The organism is Roseivivax sp. GX 12232 (assembly GCF_021272185.1).
Lineage (GTDB): Bacteria > Pseudomonadota > Alphaproteobacteria > Rhodobacterales > Rhodobacteraceae > Roseivivax.
In genome coordinates this window covers 38,370-61,959 of the sequence record NZ_JAJSEC010000010.1, presented here as the reverse complement: position 1 = coordinate 61,959, position 23,590 = coordinate 38,370, and the positions used below count along the sequence as shown (strand labels likewise).

The 23,590-nt window shown below is 69.9% G+C and carries 22 protein-coding genes; 13 read left to right on the top strand and 9 right to left on the bottom strand.

Annotated features, from left to right (window positions below):
• The first annotated feature begins 106 nt into the window (after positions 1-106).
• The 3 genes from LR948_RS15790 to LR948_RS15780 are packed head-to-tail and all read left to right on the top strand — an operon-like array spanning position 107 to position 2,591.
• Entirely contained in the window at positions 107-790 is a 684-nt protein-coding gene (locus LR948_RS15790) for a haloacid dehalogenase type II (protein ID WP_232755048.1), read from the top strand.
• On the top strand, positions 790-1,611 hold the full coding sequence (locus LR948_RS15785; protein WP_232755047.1) for an alpha/beta fold hydrolase: 822 nt from the start codon (positions 790-792) through the stop codon (positions 1,609-1,611). The genes LR948_RS15790 and LR948_RS15785 overlap by 1 nt, the downstream gene beginning before the upstream one ends.
• Complete coding sequence (locus LR948_RS15780; protein ID WP_232755129.1) at positions 1,608-2,591, top strand: threonine/serine dehydratase; 984 nt, start codon at positions 1,608-1,610, stop codon at positions 2,589-2,591. The genes LR948_RS15785 and LR948_RS15780 overlap by 4 nt, the downstream gene beginning before the upstream one ends.
• Here the strand turns inward: LR948_RS15780 and LR948_RS15775 are convergent.
• From LR948_RS15775 to LR948_RS15765, 3 genes are read right to left on the bottom strand one after another with little or no spacing between them, the layout of a single operon-like run.
• Positions 2,558-3,895: an MATE family efflux transporter gene (locus tag LR948_RS15775; RefSeq protein WP_232755046.1), complete on the bottom strand. Its 1,338-nt coding sequence runs from the start codon at positions 3,893-3,895 to the stop codon at positions 2,558-2,560. The genes LR948_RS15780 and LR948_RS15775 overlap by 34 nt on opposite strands.
• Positions 3,888-4,400, bottom strand: coding sequence for a PaaI family thioesterase (locus LR948_RS15770; protein WP_232755045.1), 513 nt, complete (start codon positions 4,398-4,400; stop codon positions 3,888-3,890). Before LR948_RS15770 ends, LR948_RS15775 begins: the two co-directional genes overlap by 8 nt.
• The gene (locus tag LR948_RS15765; RefSeq protein WP_232755044.1) at positions 4,400-4,822 is read right to left on the bottom strand and encodes a PaaI family thioesterase; all 423 of its coding nucleotides are present in this window, start codon (positions 4,820-4,822) and stop codon (positions 4,400-4,402) included. The genes LR948_RS15770 and LR948_RS15765 overlap by 1 nt, the downstream gene beginning before the upstream one ends.
• Before the next feature lie 163 nt (positions 4,823-4,985).
• On the opposite strand from LR948_RS15765, the gene LR948_RS15760 reads away from it, so the two are divergent.
• The 8 genes from LR948_RS15760 (at position 4,986) to LR948_RS15725 (ending at position 13,058) form a co-directional block, all read left to right on the top strand.
• Complete coding sequence (locus LR948_RS15760; RefSeq protein ID WP_232755043.1) at positions 4,986-5,360, top strand: MerR family DNA-binding transcriptional regulator; 375 nt, start codon at positions 4,986-4,988, stop codon at positions 5,358-5,360.
• A gap of 468 nt (positions 5,361-5,828) precedes the next feature.
• Complete coding sequence (locus LR948_RS15755) at positions 5,829-6,242, top strand: MerR family DNA-binding transcriptional regulator (RefSeq protein ID WP_232755042.1); 414 nt, start codon at positions 5,829-5,831, stop codon at positions 6,240-6,242.
• Positions 6,243-6,269: 27 nt separating this feature from the next.
• Positions 6,270-8,048, top strand: coding sequence for an acyl-CoA dehydrogenase C-terminal domain-containing protein (locus LR948_RS15750; protein ID WP_232755041.1), 1,779 nt, complete (start codon positions 6,270-6,272; stop codon positions 8,046-8,048).
• Between the two features lie 44 nt (positions 8,049-8,092).
• Entirely contained in the window at positions 8,093-8,305 is a 213-nt protein-coding gene (locus tag LR948_RS15745; protein WP_232755040.1) for a hypothetical protein, read from the top strand.
• A 161-nt stretch (positions 8,306-8,466) separates the two neighbouring features.
• Positions 8,467-9,102: a glutathione S-transferase family protein gene (locus LR948_RS15740; protein ID WP_232755039.1), complete on the top strand. Its 636-nt coding sequence runs from the start codon at positions 8,467-8,469 to the stop codon at positions 9,100-9,102.
• Between the two features lie 13 nt (positions 9,103-9,115).
• The gene (locus LR948_RS15735) at positions 9,116-10,327 is read left to right on the top strand and encodes an acetyl-CoA C-acetyltransferase (protein WP_232755038.1); all 1,212 of its coding nucleotides are present in this window, start codon (positions 9,116-9,118) and stop codon (positions 10,325-10,327) included.
• Positions 10,328-10,330: 3 nt separating this feature from the next.
• Entirely contained in the window at positions 10,331-10,795 is a 465-nt protein-coding gene (locus tag LR948_RS15730) for a hypothetical protein (RefSeq protein WP_232755037.1), read from the top strand.
• Positions 10,796-10,859: 64 nt separating this feature from the next.
• A complete protein-coding gene (locus LR948_RS15725) occupies positions 10,860-13,058 on the top strand; it encodes a 3-hydroxyacyl-CoA dehydrogenase NAD-binding domain-containing protein (protein ID WP_232755036.1) in 2,199 nt (732 codons plus the stop codon).
• Between the two features lie 673 nt (positions 13,059-13,731).
• On the opposite strand, the gene xseA is transcribed toward LR948_RS15725, so the two are convergent.
• The gene (gene xseA, locus LR948_RS15720; protein ID WP_232755035.1) at positions 13,732-15,309 is read right to left on the bottom strand and encodes an exodeoxyribonuclease VII large subunit; all 1,578 of its coding nucleotides are present in this window, start codon (positions 15,307-15,309) and stop codon (positions 13,732-13,734) included.
• A gap of 159 nt (positions 15,310-15,468) precedes the next feature.
• Here xseA and purD point away from each other — a divergent pair, with 159 nt between their 5' ends.
• Positions 15,469-16,734, top strand: a complete 1,266-nt coding sequence (gene purD / locus LR948_RS15715; RefSeq protein WP_232755034.1) for a phosphoribosylamine--glycine ligase — start codon at positions 15,469-15,471, stop codon at positions 16,732-16,734.
• A 545-nt stretch (positions 16,735-17,279) separates the two neighbouring features.
• On the opposite strand, the gene LR948_RS15710 is transcribed toward purD, so the two are convergent.
• The 4 genes from LR948_RS15710 to LR948_RS15695 form a co-directional block, all read right to left on the bottom strand.
• Entirely contained in the window at positions 17,280-18,254 is a 975-nt protein-coding gene (locus tag LR948_RS15710; protein WP_232755033.1) for a quinone oxidoreductase, read from the bottom strand.
• Entirely contained in the window at positions 18,239-18,928 is a 690-nt protein-coding gene (locus tag LR948_RS15705; protein ID WP_232755032.1) for a TylF/MycF/NovP-related O-methyltransferase, read from the bottom strand. The genes LR948_RS15710 and LR948_RS15705 overlap by 16 nt, the downstream gene beginning before the upstream one ends.
• Position 18,929: 1 nt before the next feature.
• Entirely contained in the window at positions 18,930-19,916 is a 987-nt protein-coding gene (locus LR948_RS15700; RefSeq protein ID WP_232755031.1) for an NAD(P)H-quinone oxidoreductase, read from the bottom strand.
• 688 nt (positions 19,917-20,604) lie between these two features.
• Complete coding sequence (locus LR948_RS15695; protein ID WP_370634983.1) at positions 20,605-21,288, bottom strand: COQ9 family protein; 684 nt, start codon at positions 21,286-21,288, stop codon at positions 20,605-20,607.
• 116 nt (positions 21,289-21,404) lie between these two features.
• Between LR948_RS15695 and rpsU the strand changes: the two genes are divergently transcribed.
• Positions 21,405-21,611, top strand: coding sequence for a 30S ribosomal protein S21 (rpsU, locus tag LR948_RS15690; RefSeq protein WP_007818122.1), 207 nt, complete (start codon positions 21,405-21,407; stop codon positions 21,609-21,611).
• Between the two features lie 275 nt (positions 21,612-21,886).
• Here rpsU and LR948_RS15685 read toward each other — a convergent pair whose 3' ends face one another.
• Complete coding sequence (locus LR948_RS15685; protein WP_232755029.1) at positions 21,887-23,491, bottom strand: GMC family oxidoreductase; 1,605 nt, start codon at positions 23,489-23,491, stop codon at positions 21,887-21,889.
• Positions 23,492-23,590: the final 99 nt, after the last annotated feature.

The window sequence follows — 23,590 nt, the reverse complement described above, 5'->3', positions numbered from 1 at the left end:
CAGCGGTCCTCTCTCCGCCTTTACGGCCTCGCCGCGGCGAAGGGAACCGCCCGGCCTTTCCCTTGCCGCGCCCGCGTGTCAGTTTGCCCGCAACAAGGAGGAGCCCATGCCCATCACCACCTGCATCTTCGACGCCTACGGCACGCTCTTCGACGTGGCCTCGGCCGCGCGCACCGCCGCCGAGGAGCCGGGCCGCGAGCGCCTGAAGGCCGTCTGGACCGAGATCGCCGAGGACTGGCGGCAGAAGCAGCTGCAATACACCTGGCTCCGGGCGATCACCGGCGATTACACGCCCTTCTGGGAGGTCACCAAGGACGGGCTCGACTGGGCGCTGGAGCGCCAGGGCCTGCACGACGACCCCGAGCTGCGCGAGCGCCTCTTGGCGCTTTACTGGGAGCTCACGCCCTTCCGCGAGGTGCCGATGATGCTGGCCAAGCTCAAGGCCGCCGGCAAGACCTGCGCGATCCTGTCGAACGGCAACAAGGACATGCTCGACGGGGCGGTCGACAGCGCGGGCATCGGCGAATACCTCGACGCGGTGCTCTCGGTCGAGGAGGTCGGGATCTTCAAACCCTCCGCCAAGGTCTACGACATGGTCGGCGCGCATTTCGGCACCCGCCCCGAAGAGGTGATGTTCGTCTCCTCGAACGGCTGGGACGCCGCGGGCGCGGCGGGTTACGGCTTCGAGACCTTCTGGGTCAACCGCAAGGGCGAGCCGGTGGACCGGCTGCCCGCCCGGCCCCAGCACGTGCTGGAATCCCTCGACAGCCTGCCGGACCTCGCCCGCTGATGCCGCGCTTCACGACCTCCGACGGGCTCTCGCTGCATTTCACCGACGAAGGCGCCGGCCTGCCGCTCCTTTGCCTCGCGGGGCTGACCCGCGACGGCGGGGATTTCGACTATGTCGCGCCGCATCTGGCGGGCGTCCGGCTGATCCGGCTCGACTACCGCGGGCGCGGCGCCTCGGACTGGGGCGATCCGGCGAGCTACACCATCCCGACCGAGGGGCGCGACGCGCTGGAGCTGCTCGACCACCTGGGCATCGAACGCGCCGCGGTCCTCGGCACCTCGCGCGGCGGGCTCATCGCGATGATGCTGGCGGCCAACGCGAAGGACCGGCTGACGGGCGTGGCGCTGAACGACATCGGCCCCGAGATCGCGCCCGCGGGCCTCGAGGTCATCAAGGACTACCTCGGCCGCAACCCGGTCTGGAAGACTTACGAGGAAGCCGCCGAGGTGATCGGCGCCCGCATGGCGGGCTTCGCCAATGTCCCGCAGGGGCGCTGGGACACCGAGGTGCGGCGGCTCTTCCGCGAGGGGCCGGACGGGCTCGAGATCCCCTACGACCCGAAGCTGCGCGAGGCGGTCCTCGGCGACGGCGCGCAGCCCGCGCCCGACCTCTGGCCGCTTTTCGACGCGCTGGAGGGCCTGCCGATCTGCGCCATCCGGGGGGCCAATTCGGACCTGCTGACGCCCGACACCTTCGCCGAGATGCAGCGCCGTCGCCCCGACATGATCGCGACCGAAGTGCCCGACCGCGGGCATATCCCCTTCCTCGACGAGCCGCCCGCCCGCGACGCGCTCGCCCGCTGGCTCGAAAGGCTCGCCTGATGGACATCGACCGGATCCGGGCCGCCCGTGCGCGGCTGAACGGCCAGGCGCGGCGCACGCCGCTGCTGTCCTCGCCCTTCCTCGACGAGCTCGCCGGGCGGCGGGTGCTGGTGAAGCCCGAATGCCTGCAGCACACCGGCAGCTTCAAGTTCCGCGGCGCCTGGTCGGCGCTTTCGGCGCTGGAGCCCGAGCGCCGGGCGCGCGGGGTGATCGCCTTTTCCTCGGGCAACCACGCCCAGGGCGTCGCGCTGGCGGCGCGCGGGCATGGCACGAGCGCGGTGATCGTCATGCCCTCGGACGCGCCCCGGCTGAAGATCGAGAACACCCGCGCGCTCGGCGCCGAGGTGGTGCTTTACGACCGCGGCCGCGAGGACCGCGACGAGATCGGCGCGCGGCTTGCCGAAGAGCGCGGGCTGACCCTGGTGAAACCCTTCGACGAGCCCGAGGTGATCGCCGGCCAGGGCACCACCGGGCTCGAGATCGCCGAGGACATGATGGCGCTCGGCATCACCCGCGCCGACGTGCTGGTCTGCTGCGGCGGCGGCGGGCTGACCTCGGGCATCGCGCTGGCCTGCGAGGCCGAGGCCCCGGGCCTGCGCGTCCGCCCTGTCGAGCCCGAGGGCTTCGACGACACCGCCCGCGCGCTGGCGACCGGCGAGGTGACGCCCAACGCCCGGCTCTCGGGCGGGCTCTGCGATGCGATCATCACGCCCGCGCCGGGCAAGCTGACCTTCCCGATCATGCAGCGGCTCTGCGGGCCGGGCCTCGTGGTCCGCGAGGAGGAGGCGCTTTCCGCCATGGCCGAGGCTTTCCTGCGGCTGAAGCTCGTGGCCGAACCGGGCGGCGCGGTGGCGCTGGCGGCGGCGCTTTACCACGGCGAGGAGCTGGAGGGCGACGCGGTGGTGGTCACCATCTCGGGCGGCAATGTCGACCCGGCGATCTTCGCTCAGGCGCTGGCGGCGCGCTCCAACGCGGGGTAGCGCCAGCCGAGCGTCAGCGCCCGGAAGACAAAGCTCAGCGACATCGCGGCCCAGAGCCCGTGCATCCCGAAGACCGGCATCAGCGCGGCCACGGCGGCGAAATAGCCCAGGGTCGCGAGCACCATCATGTTGCGCATGTCGGCGGTGCGCGTGGCGCCGATGAAGATCCCGTCTAGCATCCAGGAGGCCAGCCCCAGGATCGGCGCGGCGACCATCCAGGGCAGGTAGTCCCGCGCCTCGGCGCGCACGCTCGGCACATCGGCCATGAGGTCGATGATCGACGGGCCCGCGACCCAGAAGGCCGCCGCCAGAAGCACCGCCCCGACCCCGCCCCAGAGGCTCGAGATCACCGAGGCGCGCCGGAGCGTCGCCCGCGCCCGCGCGCCCAGCGCCTGGCCGACCATGGCCTCGGCGGCAAAGGCGAAGCCGTCGAGCCCATGCGCGGTGATCTGCAGGAACTGCACCAGCACCTGGGTCGAGGCCAGCGTCACATCGCCGAAGTCCGAGGCGAACAGCAGGAAGGACAGGAAGATCGACTGCAGCAACAGCGAGCGGATCAGGATGTCGCTGTTGACCCGCGCCATGCGCGCCAGCTTCTCGCGGTCGAAGACCCGCGCCCAGTCGCGCCAATCGGGCACCCGGAAGGCACCACGGCAGAGCCAGAGGCCCAGCGCCAGCCCGGACCATTCGGCGATGAAGGTGGCCACCGCCACCCCGTCGACGCCCCAGCCGAGCCCCAGGACGAACCAGAGGTCGAGCAGGATGTTCACCCCGTTCATCCAGAGCTGCAGCACCAGGACCGCGCGGGTGCGTTCGCGGGCGATGAGCCAGCCGATCACCCCGTAGATCGCGATGGCCGCGGGCGCCGACCAGATGCGGATCGCCATGTAGGAGCGCGCCAGCCCCTCGACCTCCTCGCTCGCCGGAGAGATGCGGAAGGCGCCCCAGAAAAGCGCGGGCTGCAGCAGGATCAGCGCGGTGCCGCCGGCCAGGCCGATCATCAGCACCCGGGTCAGGATCGCGGCGACCTCGGCGCGGTTGCCCTGGCCCTCGGCCTGGGCGGCAAGGCCGGTGGTGCCCATCCGCAGGAAGCCGAAGACCCAGTAGAAGGCGGTGATCATCACCGCGCCGATGCCCACCGCCCCGATCGGGGCGGCCTGGCCGAGCTGGCCTACCACGCCGGTGTCGACCGCCCCCAGGATCGGCACCGTCGCGTTGGACAGCACGATCGGCAGGGCGATCTTCAGGACGCGGCCATGGGTGACGTCCCGCGGCGCGGCGACCCCGGTATCGGTCTCAGCCATCGCTGCGCGGCATCAGGAAATGCGAGGTGGCCATGGCGAAGGGCCGGGCGTGGTTGTCCTGCCAGGCCTCAGCCATGACGCTGGCGTAGCGCCGGCCCGAGCGGGTGACGCGGGCGCGGGCATAGGCGTCGCGCGGCAGGCCCGAGCGCAGGTAGTCGACGGTGAAGTCGATGGTCTTCGGCAGCCGCGGCAGCTCGCCCGCCTCCAGCGCCTCGACCTGCAGCTCGCCCGATTCCACGTCTTCCCAGAGCCACTGGTAGCAGAGCGTGATCAGCGCCGTGATCTCGAGGAAGGCCGCCGTCACCCCGCCGTGGATCGCCGGCAGGAAGGGGTTGCCGATAAGGTCGTCCTTGAAGGGCAGGACGGCGGTCAGCTCGTCGCCCTTGCGGTCGAACTGGATGCCCAGCGTCTGGATGTAGGGCACGCCGCCCGCAAGCGCCGCCAGCGCCGCGTCGCGCCGCTGCTTGACCACCTGGACGGGATCGGGGGGACGCCGGGCCGCCATCACGCGCCCTCCACGGTGAAGGCGCCGGTGGCGGTGGCCACGGGGTTCTCGGCGTCGCTGTCGGTCGCGGTGGCGCTGACGAAGGCGACGTTGCGGGTGATATGGGTGCAGCGCGCCTCTGCGGTGATCGTGTCGCCGGGCTTGGCACCGCGGCGGTAGTCGATGCGCAGGTCGATGGTCGCCGTGCCGCCGGGCGCCGAGGGGTGGCTCATCACCGCAGCGCCGCCGCAGGTGTCCATCAGCGCCGAGACCGCGCCGCCGTGGATCACCCCGGTCTTGGCGTCGCCGACGATGCGGTCGTGATAGGGCATGGTGATCCGCGCGTAGCCGTCGCCGAGCTCCTCGATCTCCATGCCGAGGGTCCGCGAATGGGGGATGCTCGCGATGAACTGCCGGGCGATTCTGGCCTTGTCCGCAACCACTTGTCTGCCTTCCCTGCGGCTTCATATGTCCTTGGGGTTATCCCTGCTCAGAGGGCGGGGAACAAGCCCCCTTGCGCGCCGGGGCGCCCTGCCCCTTGCCCATGCCGCGCATATCGCATTATTTCGGGCGCACGCAGGCGCCCGGAAACCCGAGGAGACCCGGATGGCAGACGAGACCCGCCTCAGCTTCAAGGACATGTGTGCCAAGTTCGATGTGACGCCGCGGACGCTGCGCTACTACGAATACATCGAACTTCTGCAGCCCGAACGCGAGGGCCGCTCGCGGTTCTACGGGCCGCGGGAGGTCGCGCGCATGACCCTGATCCTGCGCGGGCGGAAGTTCGGCTTCCAGCTCGAGGACATCCGCCAGTGGCTGCTGATCTACGAGAAGGAAGGCACCGAGGCGCAGATGCGGACCTGGGTGACCATGGCCGACCGCCAGTTGGGCGAGCTGGAGGAGCAGCGCCGCCAGCTCGACCAGGCGATGGACGAGCTGAAGACCCTGCGCGACGAGACCGCCAAGTCGCTCGACGGCTGAGGCGCGGGGTTTCCGGCGGCGGCCTGTCGGTTCAAACCCCGGAACTTGGCGCTTGATGGACGGCGGCCTGTCGGCTCAACCCCGGATCTCGGCGTTGGATGGGCGGTGTGCCGCCGGTCGGCGGCCCTTGTTTCGGCGGGGTTCGGCGGGGCTTCCGCCGAGAGTAACGCGATCCATGACGTAACGACACAACCCAGACGGGCCGGACGTGGTCCGCGCCGGACGCTGGAAGCCACGCGAAACAGCCTTCGCCTCAAGGCACTGTAATCGCTCTAAATTACAAGCCACTACTCACCCCTCTACGCCGCCAAACCCACCGCGCCAAACCGCCCCAATGCCCCGCCGCGCCGTGACCCCCCGTCAGAGAAAAAGTGACGTGACGTATGAGTTACGTAAACGTCACCCCGTGTTGTATCAGCGGGGTCGAGCGCATTACCTCTGGCTTGAACACATCGGCTTGCGAGACCCATGACCCCGACCTCCGACGACCGCATCATGACCATCCGCGAGATGTGCGACGCCTATGACGTCACGCCGCGGACCCTGCGCTTCTATGAATCCAAGGAGCTGATCTTCCCGATCCGCGAGGGCCAGCGACGGCTCTTCACCCGGCGCGACCGGGCGCGGCTCAAGCTGATCCTGCGCGGCAAGCGCTTCGGCTTCAGCCTCGAGGAGATCCGCCAGCTGCTCGACCTCTACGACATGGGCGACCAGCAGCGCACCCAGCTCGCCCGCACCTACGAGGTCGCCCAGGAGCGGCTGGAGGCGATGATCGCCCAGCGCGACGAGCTCAACGAGGCCATCGCCGACCTCGAGGACCAGATGCGCTGGGGCGAGAAGATCCTCGGCTCCATGTCGCACGGCGACAAGGCCGCAGAATAACACCGGTATTTCCCAAGGGAGGACACCATGCCCGTCTACCACGCCCCCACCAAGGACATGCTCTTCGTTCTCGACGAGGTGCTGAAGACCGCCGAGGCCGGCATCGAGGGATACGAGGACCTCGACCGTGAAACCCTGCAGGCCATCCTCGACGAGGCCGGCAAGCTGGCCGAGAACGTGCTGGCGCCGCTGAACAAGGTCGGCGACGAGCAGGGCTGCAGCCTGGAGAACGGCGTGGTCCGCACCCCCGAGGGCTTCCGCGAGGCCTTCGACCAGATGCGCGACGGCGGCTGGACCGCGCTCGACTGCGATCCCGAGTATGGCGGCCAGGGCCTGCCCTACCTCGTCTCGACCGCGGTGGGCGAGATGTTCTCCTCGGCGAACATGGCCTTCAACATGTATCCGGGCCTGACCCATGGCGCCTATAACGCCATCCACGCCCATGGATCGGCCGAGCAGAAGGCGACCTATCTGCCGAAGATGGTCACCTGCGAGTGGGGCGGGACCATGAACCTCACCGAGCCGCATTGCGGCACCGACCTGGGCCTGATCCGCACCAAGGCCGAACCCCAGGACGACGGCAGCTACAAGATCACCGGCAACAAGATCTGGATCTCGGCCGGTGAGCACGACATGTGCGACAACATCATCCACCTGGTGCTGGCCAAGATCCCCGGCGGCCCCGACGGCATCAAGGGCATCTCGCTCTTCATCGTGCCGAAGTTCCTGGTGAACGAGGACGGCAGCCTCGGCGAGCGCAACGCCCTCTCCTGCGGCGGCCTCGAAGAGAAGATGGGCATCCACGGCAACGCCACCTGCGTGATGAACTACGACGGCGCCAAGGGCTTCCTGATCGGCGAGATGCACAAGGGCATGCGCGCCATGTTCACCATGATGAACGAGGCCCGTCTCGGCGTCGGCCTGCAGGGCTATGCCCAGGGCGAGGTCGCCTATCAGAACGCGCTCGGCTTCGCCCGGGACCGTCTGCAGGGCCGCGACGTGACCGGCGTGAAGAACCCCGAGGGCCCCGCCGATCCGATCATCGTGCACCCCGACGTGCGCCGGAACCTGATGCACCAGAAGAGCTTTGTCGAAGGCGCCCGCGCCTTCACCTTCTGGGGCGCCTCGATGATCGACCGCGCGCATCGCAACGAGGATGCCGCCGCCGAGGGGCTGATCTCGCTGCTGACGCCGGTGATCAAGGGCTTCCTGACCGACAAGGGTTTCGACACCGCGGTCCTCGCGCAGCAGACCCTGGGCGGCTCGGGCTTCACCCGCGAATGGGGCCTCGAGCAGTTCGTCCGCGACGCCCGGATCACCATGATCTACGAGGGCACCAACGGCATCCAGTCGCTCGACCTCGTGGGCCGCAAGCTCGGCCAGGACGGCGGCAAGCACGTCATGGCCTTCTTCGACATGGTCAAGGACTTCATCAAGGAGACCAAGGGCCAGGACGAAGCCTTCGACCGCGACTTCCTCGATCCGCTGAAGCTGGCCTCCAAGGACCTGCAGCAGGCGGGCATGTACTTCATGCAGAACGGCATGAAGAACCCCAACAACGCGCTTTCGGGCTCCTATGACTTCATGCACCTCTTCGGGCATGTCTGCCTGGGCCTGATGTGGGCGAAGATGGGCCTCGCGGCCAAGGCGGCGATCGAGGGCGGCGCCAGCGACGACTTCTACGCCGCCAAGCTCGCCACCGGGCGCTACTACATGGCGCGCCAGCTGCCGGCCACGGCGATGCACCTCAAGCGCATCGAGTCCGGCGCCGAGACGGTCATGGAACTGGACGCGGCCAACTTCTGAGGCCAAGGGTGGGCGGAGACGCCCACCCGTCCCGAGGAGGCCCCATGCCCAAACGCTTCCGTCTGACCCGCCGTTTCCCCGTCGCCATGACCGAGGACGGCTACCGCAGGCTCCGGCGCTTCGCCGCCGAGGCCGGGCTCGACGAAGGCGAGGCATTGAGCTTCCTCTTCGAGAACTTCGACAGCGTCACCGAGAACGAGGCGCTGTCGCACCGGCTCAGGCTCTTCAACGCCGAGCTGGAGGCGCGCAAGCGCTGAGGACCGCCACGGCCTGGGAGGAGGCAAATGGCAGCAGAGGCACCGATCGCGACAGGCCCCGCCCTTCGGGCGGCGCTTGGCCGGGCCCGCCCTGCCCTGTCCCGTCTTCCGGCCCGCAGGGGGACGCGCCCCGGGCGCAGGCATTTGGGAAAGGACCGCGCATGACCATCGATCTGCATTGCTTCGGAGAAAGCGGCAACGCCTACAAGGCGGCGCTGGCGCTGGAACTGTCCGGCCTCGACTGGCGCCCGGTCTTCGTCGACTTCTTCAACGGCGCGACCCGCAGCGCCGAATACCGCGACCTCAACGCCATGGGCGAGGCCCCGGTCATGGTCGACGGCGATGTGACGCTGACCCAGTCCGGCGTGATCCAGATGTATGTCTCGGAGAAGTCGGGCAAATTCGCCGGCACCACGCCCGAGGAGCAGCGCGAGGTCATGCGCTGGGTGTTCTGGGACAACCACAAGCTCTCCTCGCAGGCCGGGGTGACGCGGTTCCTTTTGAACTTCCCGCCCGAGGACAAGCGCCCGACCGAGGCGATCGGCTTCCTGCAGGGCCGTCTGAACGCCGCCTACCAGGTGCTCGACGCCCATCTCGCGGGCCGCGACTGGATCGTCGGCCAGGGCCTCACCAACGCCGACCTCTCGTGCTGCGGCTACCTCTATTACCCCGAGCCCTTCGGCTTCGACCGCAAGGACTGGCCCCATATCGACGCCTGGCTGACCCGGCTTTCGGAACAGCCCGGCTGGAAACACCCCTATGAGCTGATGCCCGGCAACCCTTCGGACCGGGCGTGAAAGGAGACCAAGGATGACCGACGCCTATATCTACGACGCGATCCGCACCCCGCGCGGCAAGGGCCGCAAGGACGGCGCCCTGCACGAGGTCACGAGCGCGCGTCTCTCGGCGCATGTGCTGAACGGCCTGAAGGAGCGCAACAACCTTGAAGGGCACGCGGTCGAGGACGTGATCTGGGGCAATGCCACCCAGGTCGGCGAACAGGGCGGCTGCCTGGCGCGCACCGCGGTCCTGGCCTCGGATCTCGACGAACGCATCCCCGGCCTCTCGATCAACCGGTTTTGCGCCTCGGGCATGGAAGCGGTGAACCTGGCCGCCAACCAGGTCCGCGGCGGCGCGGGCGAAGCCTATATCGCCGGCGGCGTGGAGATGATGGGCCGCGTGGCCATGGGCTCGGACGGCGCGGCCATCGCGGTCGATCCCTCCATCGCCATGGACAGCTACTTCGTGCCCCAGGGCATCTCGGCGGACATCATCGCCACCGAATACGGCATCAGCCGCGATGACGCCGACGCCTTCGCGGTGGAAAGCCAGAAGCGCGCCGCCAAGGCCTGGGAAGAGGGCCGCTTCGCCCGCTCGATCCTGCCGGTGCGCGACCAGAACGGCCTGCCGATCCTCGATCACGACGAATACATGCGCCCGGGCACCGACATGCAGTCGCTGGGCTCGCTGAAGGCCTCCTTCAAGGAGATGGGCGAAACCATGCCCGGCTTCGACAAGGTGGCGACGCTGAAATATCCGCATCTCGCGGGGATCAACCACATCCACCACGCCGGCAACTCCTCGGGCATCGTGGACGGCGCGGCGGGCGTGCTGGTGGCCTCCAAGGAATGGGGCGAGAAGCACGGCATCAAGCCGCGCGCCCGGATCCGCGCCACCGCCAAGATCGGCACCGATCCCACGATCATGCTGACCGGCCCGGTGCCCGCGACCGAGAAGATCCTGAAGGATTCCGGCATGGCGATCGGCGACATCGACCTTTTCGAGGTCAACGAGGCGTTTTCCTCGGTGGTGCTGCGCTTCATGCAGGCCTTCGACGTCGACCACGGCAAGCTGAACGTCAACGGCGGCGCCATCGCCATGGGCCACCCGCTGGGCGCCTCGGGGGCGATCATCATCGGCACGCTGCTGGACGAGCTGGAGCGGTCGGACCGCGAGACCGGCCTGGCCACGCTCTGCGTCGCCTCGGGCATGGGTGCCGCCACCATCATCGAGCGGGTCTGATCCATGGCCACCGCCCCGGAAACCCGAACCGCCCTCGAGATCGCCGAGACGCTGCTGACGCGCGCCGACGCCGCGCTCGAAGCCGGTGATTTCGCGGCGATGGCCCCCTGTTTCACCCTGCCCTACCGGCACAGCACCGCCGAGGGCGAGACCCGGCTCGACCAGCTCTCCGAGCTCGAGGCGCTGTTCCAGAAGATGCAGGAGCAGTTCCGCAGCCTCGGTGTCACCCGGATCGACCGGGTGGTCACCGAGGCGCGCTTTGCCGGGCCCGGCCGGATCGCCGCCACGCATGAGACCCATCTCTTTGCCGGCGAGACCCCGGTCATCGCCCCCTACCAGGCGATCTCGGACCTGGCCTGGGCGGATGGCGACTGGCGGGTGCAGGCGAGCCATTACACCGCGACCCGCGACAAGGGCCACGCGGCGGCGCTGACCCCGGACCGCCCCGGCCCCGGCGCCGACGACTGAGATTTTCCGCCCGCCGCGCGACCGGCGGGCCCGATATGACAACCTTCTCCAAGGGGAGACTGACATGACCGATTTCACGATGGACAAGGGCGCCGACGGCGTCGCGGTGATCACCTGGGACTGCCCCGGCAAGTCCATGAACGTGCTGTCGATGGAGGCCGGCCAACACCTCGAGAGCCTGATCGACGAGGCGCTGGCCGATGACGCGGTGAAGGGCGTGGTCATCACCTCCGGCAAGGACAGCTTTGCCGCGGGCATGGACCTCAACGCCATCGCGGCCATGAAGGACGCCGCCGGCGAGAACCCCGCCGAGGGGCTCTTCGAGGGCGTCATGGGCCTGCACCGGGTGCTGCGCAAGATCGAGCTCGCGGGCATGGACCCCAAGACCCAGAAGGGTGGCAAGCCGATCGCCGCGGCCCTGCCCGGCACCGCGCTCGGCATCGGGCTCGAGTTGCCGCTGGCCACGCACCGGATCTTCGTGACCCCCGATCCCAAGGCCAAGATCGGCCTACCCGAGATCATGGTCGGCATTTTCCCCGGCGGCGGCGGCACCACGCGCCTCGTGCGCAAGATGGGCGCCATGGCGGCCTCGCCCTTCCTGCTCGAGGGCAAGCTCTCGGACCCGATGAAGGCCAAGGCGGCGGGGCTCGTCGACGAGGTCGCGGCCGATCCGCTCGAGGCGGCGCGCGCTTGGGTCCTCGAGGCCACCGACAAGGACATCGTAAAGCCCTGGGACCAGAAGGGCTACAAGATGCCCGGCGGCGCGCCCTACCACCCGGCGGGCTTCATGACCTTCGTCGGCGCCTCGGCCATGGTTCACGGCAAGACCAAGGGCGTCTACCCGGCGGCCAAGGCGCTGCTCTCGGCGGTCTACGAAGGCGCCATGGTGCCCTTCGACACCGCGCTGAAGATCGAGGCGCGCTGGTTCACCCATGTGCTGATGAACCCCTCCTCGGGGGCGATGATCCGCTCGCTCTTCATCAACAAGGGCGCGCTCGAGAAGGGCGCCGTGCGGCCCGAGGGCGTCGATGACCAGTCGGTCAAGAAGGTCGGCGTGCTGGGCGCGGGCATGATGGGCGCAGGCATCGCGCTGGTCTCGGCCATGGCCGGGATCGAGGTGGTGCTGCTCGACCAGAAGCAGGAGGCCGCCGACAAGGGCAAGGCCTATACCGAGGGCTACCTCGACCAGGGCATCAAGAAGAAGAAGGTCGACGAGGCCAAGAAGGAGCGCGTCCTGGGGCAGATCACCGCCACCACCGATTACGCCGCGCTCGCCGGCTGCGACCTGATCATCGAGGCGGTCTTCGAGGATCCGAAGATCAAGGCCGAGGTCACCGCCAAGGTCGAGGAGGTCATCGGCGAGGATTGCATCTTCGCGACCAACACCTCGACCCTGCCGATCACCGAGCTGGCCAAGGCCTCCAAGCGCCCCGAGCAGTTCATCGGCATCCACTTCTTCTCGCCGGTCGAGAAGATGGCCCTGGTCGAGATCATCAAGGGCGGCGCCACCGGCGACCGCGCGACCGCCAAGGCGCTGGACTACGTGCGGCAGATCCGCAAGACGCCGATCGTGGTCAACGACGCGCGCTTCTTCTACGCCAACCGCTGCATCATCCCCTACATCAACGAAGGCATCCGCATGGTCGCCGAGGGGGTGAACCCGACGCTGATCGAGAATGCCGCGAAGATGGTCGGCATGCCGCTCGGGCCCTTGCAGCTGGTGGACGAGACCTCGATCGATCTCGGTGCCAAGATCGCCCGGGCGACCAAGGCCGCCATGGGCGCGGAGTATCCCGACGAGGCGGTCGACGAGGTGATCTTCTGGATGGAGGGCGAGGGCCGTCTCGGCCGCAAGGCCAACGCCGGCTTTTACGCCTACGACGAGAAGGGCAAGCGCCAGGGTCTCTGGGAGGGTCTCGCGGCCCGCTACCCGGTGGCCGAGGAGCAGCCCGAGCTGACCGACGTGCAGCATCGCCTGCTCTTCGCCCAGGCGCTGGAAGCGGTGCGCGCGCTCGAGGAAGGCGTGCTGATGGACATCCGCGAGGGTGACGTCGGCGCGATCCTCGGCTGGGGTTTCGCCCCTTGGTCCGGCGGTCCGCTGTCCTGGCTCGACATCCTCGGCGCGCCCTATGCCGCCGAGCGCTGCGACGCCCTGGAGGCGGCCTACGGCGCCCGTTTCGCCTGCCCGACGCTCCTGCGCGAGATGGCCGAGAAGACCCAGAGCTTCTACGGACGGTTCGGCAAGATGGACGAGGCGGCCTGAGGAAGCGGGGCCCTGCGGGGCGCTGGTTGTGGTGAAATGGAGGGGAGCCCCGGGTTGGGGCTCCTCTTTTTCGTTGGGGGTGGGTTTGAGACACCTGAAGCGCTGCCAATGAAACCCAGCCGAAAAGAGCCGCCCTGCCCCCCGACGCGCTCAGCCACCACCCCGCGCCTTTTGCGCCCGAATAGCACCGAAGGTGCCGGGCGCGCGCCGGACCGGCCCCTTGGGCCGGCGCTCCTTGGGGCGGCGCGTTTAGCTCGCAGCTCGTCCTGACCTTGCTGGGATAAAGCGCTTAGCACGACGGTCAGCAGCGCCGGCCCCCGGTCCGGCGCGCGCCCTCTGGTGTGCCTGTTGCGATGTTGGTCAGGGGTGTGGGTTGTGAGGGGGCGCCGACAGACGGGCAGCAGCGCGGCTTGGCGGTCAGAAGCAGCGCACGCAGGTCGGCGCTGCTATTCGACCGCCAGCTTTGCCCATCGATCGTCGCGCGCCCGGCTCACCTGTCGGAAGCTGCCATGAGCGGTCTGATGTCCCGCGGACGGCCACGAATGCTGCACGTCCCCCGGCATCACCATTCGGCAGCCTAGAGCCTGAACGCTCGCGTCTCACGCCACTCCGAATCCAGCGGCACCGCCTGACGGACTAACAAGCCGCCAGCCACCCAAGCCCACCCCGTCTTTCAGAACAACGACCCCTGCTCCGGCGCGCTCTTCTTCCGCGTCTCGCTCTTCTTCGCAGCCCCACCGGCCCCGCCGCCACCGGCCCCGGCACCGCCGCCGATCTTCAACCGGCCGTCCTTGAACTCGATCTCCAGCCCGCCCGCGGCCTCGGCCTCGGCGCGGGTGGTCAGCACGCCGCCCGCGCCCCGCACCACCGCGTAGCCGCGCTCGAGCGTCGCCTTGTAGCCCAGTGTCTCGTGCAGCCGGTCGAGACCCGCGAGCCCCTCGCGGCCCGCGCGCAGCCGCGCCTCGGCGCCCTGGTCGAGGCGCAGCGCCAGCGCCTCGAGGCTGCGGCGGTGCTCGGAGACCTCGCGCTGGATCGGGCGCAGGCTCAGGCGGTCGCCGACACGGCCCAGGGCCTGGGCCCGGGTCTCGGTCAGCCGCCCGAGCGCCGGCGCGAGCCGCGCGCCCCAGACCTCGAGCGCGCGGCGCCCCTCGGCGGTGCGCGCGCGCAACATGCCCGGGCGCAGGCTCCCGGCGGTCTCGGACAGCGTCACCCGGCGGCTCTGCACCCCCCGGATCAGCGCCGCGGGCAGCCGCTCGCCGCTGGTGTCGAGCCGCTGGCGGGCGCTTTCCAGGAGCGTCTCGGCCCGGGGCAGCGCGCGGGCCAGGTCACCCAGCCGCTGGCCGCGATGCTCGAGCCGCTGCGAGACCGCCCGGCCCATGCGCGCCTGCATCTCGCCGCTCCAGGCCAGGAGGTCGCGCCGGACCGGCACCGCCAGCTCGGCGGCGGCGGTGGGCGTCGGCGCGCGAAGGTCGGCGGCGAAATCGATCAGCGTGGTGTCGGTCTCATGGCCCACCGCCGAGATCAGCGGGATCTGCGACTCGGCCGCCGCGCGCACCACGATCTCCTCGTTGAAGCCCCAGAGATCCTCGATCGAGCCACCGCCGCGCGCCACGATCAGCAGGTCGGGCCGGGGCAGCGCGCCGCCGGGGGTCAACGCGTTGAAGCCGCGGATCGCGCGGGCGACCTCGGGGGCCGAGGCCTGGCCCTGCACCGCCACCGGCCAGATCAGCACCTTGCGGGGGAAACGCTCGCGCAGCCGGTGCAGGATGTCGCGGATCACCGCCCCCGAAGGCGAGGTCACCACGCCGATGATCTCGGGCAGGAAAGGCCGCGGCTTCTTGCGGCCCTCGTCGAAAAGCCCCTCGGCGGCCAGCGCCTTGCGGCGCTTCTCCAGCATCGCCATGAGCGCGCCCATGCCGGCGGGGCGGATGTCCTCTATCACGATCTGGTATTTCGACTGCCCCGGGAAGGTGGTCAGCCGGCCGGTGGCGACGACCTCCATGCCCTCTTCGGGCTGGGTGTCCTGGCGCGCGGCGACGCCTTTCCACATCACCCCCGAGATCACCGCGCGGTCGTCCTTCAGGTCCAGGTAGACATGGCCCGAACGCGGCCGCGAGACCCGGCCGACCTCGCCCTTGATGCGGACATGGCCGAACTCGCCCTCGATGGTGCGCTTCACCGCGCCGGAAATCTCGGAGACGGTGAACTCCGGGGTGTTGCCGCTTTCGCCGTCGTCGATGAGGTCGCTCATGCCTGCCCTGCCGCTTGTCTTGCTTGCCCGACACTAGCGCCGCTTCGCAGCGGGGAAAACCGGGCCCGCGCGGGCTTTCGCCGGGCCAAGGCTTGTGCGGCGGGGGCCACGCGGCTACGAGGCAGGCCAGCAAGGGACGGGCGAGACGGAGAGCGGGCCATGAACATCCTCATCCTCGGCGGCGGCGGGCGCGAACATGCCCTGGCCTGGGCGGCGATGCAGAACCCCAAGTGCGACAAGCTGATCGTGGCGCCGGGCAATGCCGGCATCGCCGAGATCGCCACCTGCGCGGCGCTCGACATCGAGGACGGCGGCGCGGTGGCCGAGTTCGCCGGCGAGAACGCCATCGACCTGGTGATCATCGGTCCCGAGGCGCCGCTGGCCGCGGGCGTGGCCGACACCCTGCGCGACGCCGGTATCCTGGTCTTCGGCCCAAGCCGCGAGGCCGCCCGGCTCGAGGCCTCCAAGGCCTTCACCAAGGAGCTCTGCGACGCCTCGGGCGCGCCGACCGCGGCTTACGCGCATTTCACCGAGGAGGCCGCGGCGCTCGCGCATGTGCGCCAGGGCCCCTTCCCGGTGGTGATCAAGGCCGACGGGCTGGCCGCGGGCAAGGGCGTGATCATCGCCGAAAGCCTGGCGGAGGCCGAGGCCGCGATCGCGGAGATGTTCGGCGGCGCCTTCGGCGCGGCCGGCGCCGAGGTGGTGATCGAGGAGTTCATGACCGGCGAGGAGGCCTCCTTCTTCGTGCTCTGCGACGGCAGGGACGTGCTGGCCGTGGGCACCGCCCAGGACCACAAGCGCGTGGGCGAAGGCGACACCGGCCCCAACACCGGCGGCATGGGCGCCTATAGCCCCGCGCCGATCATGGACGCGACCGTCACGGCCCGCGCGCTCGACGAGATCGTGAAGCCCACGATCGCCGAGATGGCCCGCCGCGGCACGCCCTACCAGGGGGTGCTCTACGCCGGTCTGATGATCGAGGACGGCGCGCCGCGGCTGGTGGAATACAACGTCCGCTTCGGCGACCCCGAGTGCCAGGCGCTGATGATGCGGCTCGGGGCCCAGGCGCTCGACCTGATCCACGCCTGCGCCGAAGGCCGGCTCGGCGAGGCCCGGGTGAGCTGGGCCGAGGACCACGCGATGACCGTGGTCATGGCCGCCGAGGGCTATCCCGGCGCCTACGAGAAAGGCAGCGTGATCCGCGGGCTGGGCGATCTACCCGAGGACAGCTTCCACATGACCTTCCACGCCGGCACCGCCACCCGCGAGGGCGCGGTGGTGGCCAGCGGCGGTCGGGTTCTGAACGCCACCGCCCGGGGCGCGAGCCTCGGCGAGGCCCGCGACCGGGCTTATGCGCTGGTCGACGCGGTCGACTGGCCCGAGGGCTTCTGCCGCCGCGACATCGGCTGGCGCGCGCTGGGGTAGGTGCTGCGCGCAAGGTGCTGGGCGCGCGCCGGACCGGGGGTCGGCGCTGCTGAACTCCGAGCGAGGCGCTTTATCCTGGCAAGGTCAGGGCTAGGGGCGACCTAAGCGCGCCATCCCACGGAGCGCCGGCCCATCGGGCCGGTCCGGCGCGCGCCCGGCACCTTCGGTGCTATTCGGGCGCAAGAGGCGGCTCTGGGCTGTTCGGGATGTCGGGGAGCTAGGGGCGTTCGGTTTGCCATGCGCGCTCATATTGCGAGCGGCACACAAGCGTCCACGCCGCGCCTTACGCCCCCTCACCCCCGCGCAACGGAGGGCGCGTGCCGGACCGGGGGGCGGCGCTGCTGAGCTCCGAGCGAAGCGCTTAATCCACGCAAGGTCAGGGCTAGCGGCGATCTAAGCGCGCCACCCCAACAAGCGCCGGCCCAAGGGGCCGGTCCGGCGCGCGCCCGGCACCTTCGGTGCTGTTCGGGCGCAAGAAAGAGGGCCCGACAACGCCAAAGGCCGGGGGCCAGCCATCCACCGGCGAGCCCCTGCCCCTCAGCCCCTCACACCACCAGCACCGTGCTGCCGGTCGTCTTCCGCGCCTCGAGCGTCCGGTGGGCCTCGGCGACCTCCTCCAGGCCGAAGCGCTGGTCGATGCGGATCTTCACCGCGCCCGAGCGCACCTTCTCGAAGAGCATCGCCGCCATCTCCTGGCAGGTCTCGTGCTCGGCGATATGGGTAAACAGCGTCGGCCGGGTGATCTTCAGCGAGCCCTTGGCGCCCAGGTCGGCGATGCTGAAGGGCGGCACCGGGCCCGAGGCATTGCCGAAGGAGATCATCATCCCCAGCGGTCGCAGGACCGAGAGCGAGCCCTCGAAGGTGGCCGCGCCCACGGCGTCCATGACCACATGCACGCCCTTGCCCTCGGTCAGGGCACGGACCTGCTCGGGCCAATCCGCGTCGCGGTAGTTCAGGCAGCGCTCGGCGCCATGTTCCTCGGCCAGGGCGCATTTCTCGTCCGACCCGGCGGTGCCGATCAGGCGGATGCCTTCGGACTTCGCCCATTGGCAGGCGATCAGCCCGACCCCGCCGGCGGCGGCGTGGAACAGCACCGTGTCGCCCTTCGCAATCGGCGTGGTGCGGTGGAAGAGATACTGCACCGTCAGCCCCTTGAGCATCATCGCGGCGCCTTCCTCGAAGGAGATGCCCTCGGGCAGCGGGCAGACCTGGGCGGCGGGCATGACGCGGGCCTCGGCATAGGCGCCCGGCGGCGCGGCGGCATAGGCGGCGCGGTCGCCCTCCTTGAGGTGGGTGACGCCCTCGCCCACGGCCTCGATCACGCCGGCGGCCTCCATGCCCAGCGCATGCGGCAGCTCCATCTTGTAGAGCCCCGTCCGCTGGTAGACGTCGATGAAGTTCAGCCCCACCGCCTCGTGGCGGATGCGGATCTCGCCCGGGCCGGGCGCGCCGACCTCGCGGTCGACGGATTTGAAGACCTCCGGACCGCCGTGGTCCTCGATGATCATGGTCTTGGCCATGGTGCTCCTCCTTGGGTGTCGGAAATGATCTCGATCCCCACCGCCTCGGTCGAGAATGCGAGGAACCGGTAGCGCTCCGGGGCCAGCACCTCGGAGAGCGCGCGCCATTCGTGGTGGCGCCAGCCGGGGTAGCCGTAGAGCTCGTCAAACAGCAGGACGCTGCCGGGCACAAGCCGCGGCGCCAGCGCCTCCAGCACGAAGCGGGTGGGGCTGTAGGTGTCGAGGTCCATATGCGCGAAGGCCAGCGCCGTCCCGGGCCGCGCGGCCAGCCAGTCCGGCAGGGTGTCCTGCACCCAGCCTTTCACCAGATGCACGTTGTCCGAGACCTCGGGCAGCGCGCCCTGCAACGAGAAGCGCCCGGCCTGTCCGCCCTTGGCATGGCCGGTCCAGTCCTCCTCGAGCCCCTCGAAGCTGTCGAAGCCCCAGACCTCGCGGTCGGGCGCCCCCTTTGCAAAAAGGTTCACGCCATGCCCGCGCCAGACGCCGAACTCGGCGATCAGCCCCGCCGCGGCGGGGCCCGCCAGCGCGCGGGCCAGGCAATAGCGGCGGATCTGGCGCTTGTCGGGGAAGAGCATCGCCCCCGACATCGCCTCGCGGAAGGTCTCGAAACTGTCCCGCACCGACCAGTCGTAGAGATGGTCGAGCGGGCTTTTCCGGCCCGCCTCCTCGCTCATCTCAGTCTGCGACCTTGAGGACGATCTTGCCGATATGGGTCGAGCCCTCCATGCGCTCGTGGGCGGCCCGCGCCTCCTCGAGCGGGAACTCCGAATCCATGATCGGCCCGACGGTGCCGGCGTCGAGCAGCGGCCAGACATGGGTCCGCAGCTCCTCGGCGATGCGGGCCTTGGCGGCGACCGACTGCGGGCGCAGGGTCGAGCCGGTGAAGGTCAGCCGCCGCACCATGAGGGGGGCGAAGTTCATCTCGACCTTGGGGCTCGAGAGAAAGGCGATCTGCACCAGCCGCCCGTCGTCGGCCAGCGCCTTGATGTTGCGCGGGATGTAATCGCCGCCCACCATGTCGAGGATCAAGTCGGCGCCGCCCTCGGCGCGCAGGATCTCGACGAAGTCCTTCTCGCGGTAGTTGATCGCGCGTTCGGCGCCGAGCTTCTCGCAGGCGGCACATTTCTCCGCCGAGCCGGCGGTGGCGAAGACCCGGGCCCCGGCGTTCCGCGCCAGCTGGATCGCGGTGGTGCCGATCCCCGAGGAGCCGCCGTGGATCAGGATGCGCTCGCCGCCCGTGAGCCCGCCGCGCATGAAGACGTTGGACCAAACGGTGAAATAGGTCTCGGGCAGGCAGGCGGCCTCCTTGAGCGAGAGGCCCTTGGGCACCGGCAGGCAATGCGCCGCCGGGGTGACGACATACTCGGCATAGCCGCCCCCGGGCAGGAGCGCGCAGACCTGGTCGCCGAGCGCCACGCCCTCGGCGCCGGGGCCAAGCGCCACGACCTCGCCCGAGGCTTCCAGGCCCGGCAGGTCCGAGGCATCCGGCGGCGGGGTGTAATTGCCCGCCCGCTGCAGCGCGTCGGGGCGGTTCACCCCGGCATAAGCGACCTTGATCAGCACCTGGCCGTGGCCGGGCTCGGGCCGCGCGCGGGTGATCGGGGTGAGCACCTCCGGCCCGCCGCTCTGGGATATCTCCACCGCGCGCATCATCTCGGCCATGTCCTGTCTCCCTTGCCTTGGACCCTTGGTGACGTTGGCGGGAGACTGGCTGCTCGCGGCGGGAGTGGCAACTCGGTTTGCGGGGAGGGGGCGGGGTTGAGGGGGTGTGGGTGTTGGCGGAGGGGATGGGAAGGAGTGCGGGGCTGTTTTGTCGTTCGCGGGAGACGGACGCCCCCCTGCCCAGCCTGTCCCGGCATCGAGCACGTCTCTCACCGCAGGTAGGTGGTGCGGTCCGCCTCTTTCCCGGGGGACGCGCCGCCCCAGCCCACACGTCTCAACAGAGGGCGCGCGCCGGACCGGGGGCCGGCGCTGCCGAGCTTCGAGCTATGCGCTTTATGGCAGCAAGGTCATTGCTCACTGAGAGCTAGGCACGCCATCCCAAGGAGCGCCGGCCCATCGGGCCGGTCCGGCGCGCGCCCGGCACCTTCGGTGCTATTCGGGCGCAAGGAGGGGCGCGGAATGGGGTGCGGTGGTTTTCATTCGTGATGGCGACTGGCCCATTCTGGGTCCTCCAGGCCGACAAGGCAGCGCGGGTTGTGGCGGAGCGTTCAGAACGCTCGAGGCCACCTTTCTCTACAGCTTCTCTTGGAGCGCGGGCAGCAGGGGCACAGACCCCTGCTGCTCAGCTTGGAGCGCTGTTGGCAGGGGCCTAGAGAGGCTTCTAACCGCTCAAGCCCCCAACCCCCTCTCACATCCCCGTCTGCCCCGGCAGATCCTCCCGGCGCTTCGGCGGCTTGATCCCGCCCATCACCCGGGTCGGCACGGCGAGCATCCGCGACAGCACCGGGTTGCGGTTCACCCGCGCCTTGGCCTCCTCGATCTTCATCACGTCGCCGATCCGGCGGTCGAGGAACTCCCAGGTCGCCTGGTGGTCGATCGAATCGTCGCCCAGCCAGTAGAGCAGCGTCGCCGAATAGACCCCCGAGAGCGTCGCGCGCTTGGTGTACCAGTTCACGTCGTCCGAAGTGTCGCCCAGCGCCGTCCAGATCGCATCCGCGGTGCCCCAGATCGCCCGGGCCCCGTCGGGCGCATAGGGCGGCAGGGAAAAGAGCGTCGTGCCCCGCCGCACCGCCTCGCGGTCCTCGGCGGCCTCGATCCGGGCGCGGACGGCAAAGGCCACCTTGTCGCGGAAGCGCATGCCGCTCAGGTCGGTCTCCTCGATGCGGGCGCGCATGCGCGCGTCGCCGCGGCGGTGGAAGGCCAGCGCCAAGTCCACCGCGCCGCGCGGAAACAGCGCCTCGGCCACCGTGCGGTCGACCTCGGCGTCGCGCAGGGCGGCGCGGAAGGTGGTCTCGGTCCAGCCGTCGAAGGGCACATGCATCAGCGCGGCCTCGATCAGCTTCTCGCTTGTCTCGTCACTCATGAGAGGCATCCTTTCCGGTGGAATTTCCGGGTCAGCGGCACCCTAGACAAGCTAGCATCCCTTTGCTATACGGCCACCTCCTGCAATTCCTTGTAACTTCAACCTAGAAAGGTGGTGACAACCACATGCAGGTGAGTGTTCGCGACAACAACGTCGACCAGGCTCTTCGTGCGCTGAAGAAAAAGCTCCAGCGTGAAGGGGTGTTCCGCGAGATGAAGCTTCGGCAGCATTTCGAGAAACCCTCCGAGAAGAAAGCCCGCGAGAAGGCCGAAGCGATCCGCCGTGCGCGCAAGCTGGCGCGCAAGAAGGCGCAGCGCGAAGGTCTGCTCTGAGGCAGCCTTTCGGACACGATCGGGCCTCGGCCCGGTCATAGATGCCCCCGCTGGTTCTGCCCGCGGGGGTTTGTCGTTTCTGGGCGGCGATACGCCCGATGCGCGGGGCGCTCTGCCCTTGTGGCGGTGTTCGAGCCGCCCGCCGATTTCAGAATGACCCGTGCGGAGCCATCCGGCGCTTGAGCGTCTAGGTGCCGAACCCGGCGCGGATCACCGCGTCCCAGCAGCTCCCGCTTAAATAAAACGGCCCAAGCCGCCCCGGCACCCGCCCCCGCTCACCCCCGCGCGTCCTCCAGGATCATGTCCGAGGCCTTCTCGGCGATCATCACCGTCGGCGCGTTGGTGTTGCCGCTGGTGATCCGCGGCATCACGCTGGCGTCGACCACCCGCAGCCCCGAGAGCCCGCGCAGCCGCAGCCTTGCGTCGAGCGGCGCCGACTCCTCGGCGCCCATGGCCACGGTGCCCACCGGGTGGAAGATCGTGGTGCCGATGTCGCCCGCCGCCCGGGCCAGTTCGGCGTCGCTCTGGAGCGCGTCTCCGGGCTTCAGCTCCTCGGGGGCGTAGCGCGCCATGGGGGCCTGCGCCATGATCCGGCGGGTCAGCCGGATCGCATCGGCGGCGACGCGGCGGTCGCCCTCGGTCGCGAGGTAGTTCGGCGCGATCTCCGGGGCGGCGCGGAAGTCCGGCCCGGAGAGCCGCACCGTGCCCCGGCTCTCGGGGCGCAGGTTGCAGACGCTGGCGGTCACCGCCGGGAAGGGATCGAGCGGCTGGCCGAAGGCCGGCAGCGACAGCGGTTGCACGTGGTATTCGAGGTCCGGCGTCGCCAGGTCCGGCCGCGAGCGCGCGAAGGCGCCGAGCTGCGAGGGCGCCATGGACATCGGCCCCGAGCGTGAGAGCGCGTATTCGAGCCCGATCCGCGCCTTGCCGATCCAGGAATTGGCCAGCTGGTTCAGCGTCTTGGCCCCGGTCAGCCGCCAGGCGCAGCGCAGCTGCAGATGGTCCTGCAGGTTGCCGCCGACCCCGGGCCTGTCGGCCGCAACCGCGATGCCCCGCTCGGCCAGATGCTCCCCCGGCCCGATGCCCGAGAGCATGAGGATCTGCGGCGAGCCGATGGCGCCCGCCGAGAGGATCACCTCGCTCCGGGCGCGGGCCTCGCGGGGGGTGCCCTGCTGGTCGAAGATCAGCCCCCTCACGCGGCCCTCTTCGGTGACGAGCCGCATGACCTGGGCGCCGGTCTCGATCCGCAGGCGGGTTTTGTCGGCGCCCTTGAGGAAGGCGCTCGCCATGGAGACCCGCCAGCCGCGCTTCTGGCTGACGCGGAAATAGCCCACGCCCTCGTTGTCGCCGGTGTTGAAGTCGCCGACCTTGGGCAGGCCCTCGGCGGCGGCGGCCTCCATCCAGTCGTCGAGCACCTGCCACTTCAGCCGCTGGTTCTCGATCCGCCAGGGGCCGCCGGCGCCGTGGTGCGGGCTCTCGCCCTCGACGTAGTCCTGGCTCTTGCGGAAATAGGGCAGCACCTCGTCCCAGCCCCAGCCCGTGAGGCCCATCTGCCGCCAGCCGTCGTAATCCGCCGCCTGGCCGCGCAGGTAGAGCATGCCGTTGATCGCCGAGGAGCCGCCGAGGATGCGCCCGCGCGGATAGAGCAGCTCGCGCCCGTTCAGCCCCGGCTCGGGGCGGGTCTTGAACATCCAGTCGGTGCGCGGGTTGCCGATGCAGTAGAGGTAGCCCATCGGGATGTGCACCCAATGGTAGTTGTCGCGCCCGCCGGCCTCGAGCAGGAGCACGCTGTGGCCCGCGTCCGAGAGCCTGCGCGCCAGGACGCAGCCGGCGCTGCCCGCGCCCACGACGATGTAATCCGCCTCGATCCGCTCTGCCGCCATGCCGGTCCTCCTCTTGCGCCCGACACTTGCCGAAGCGCCCGGCGGGCGCAAGGGCGGGTGGGGGGTGGGTTGATGGGGTGGAGGAGTGGAAGGGGGGAT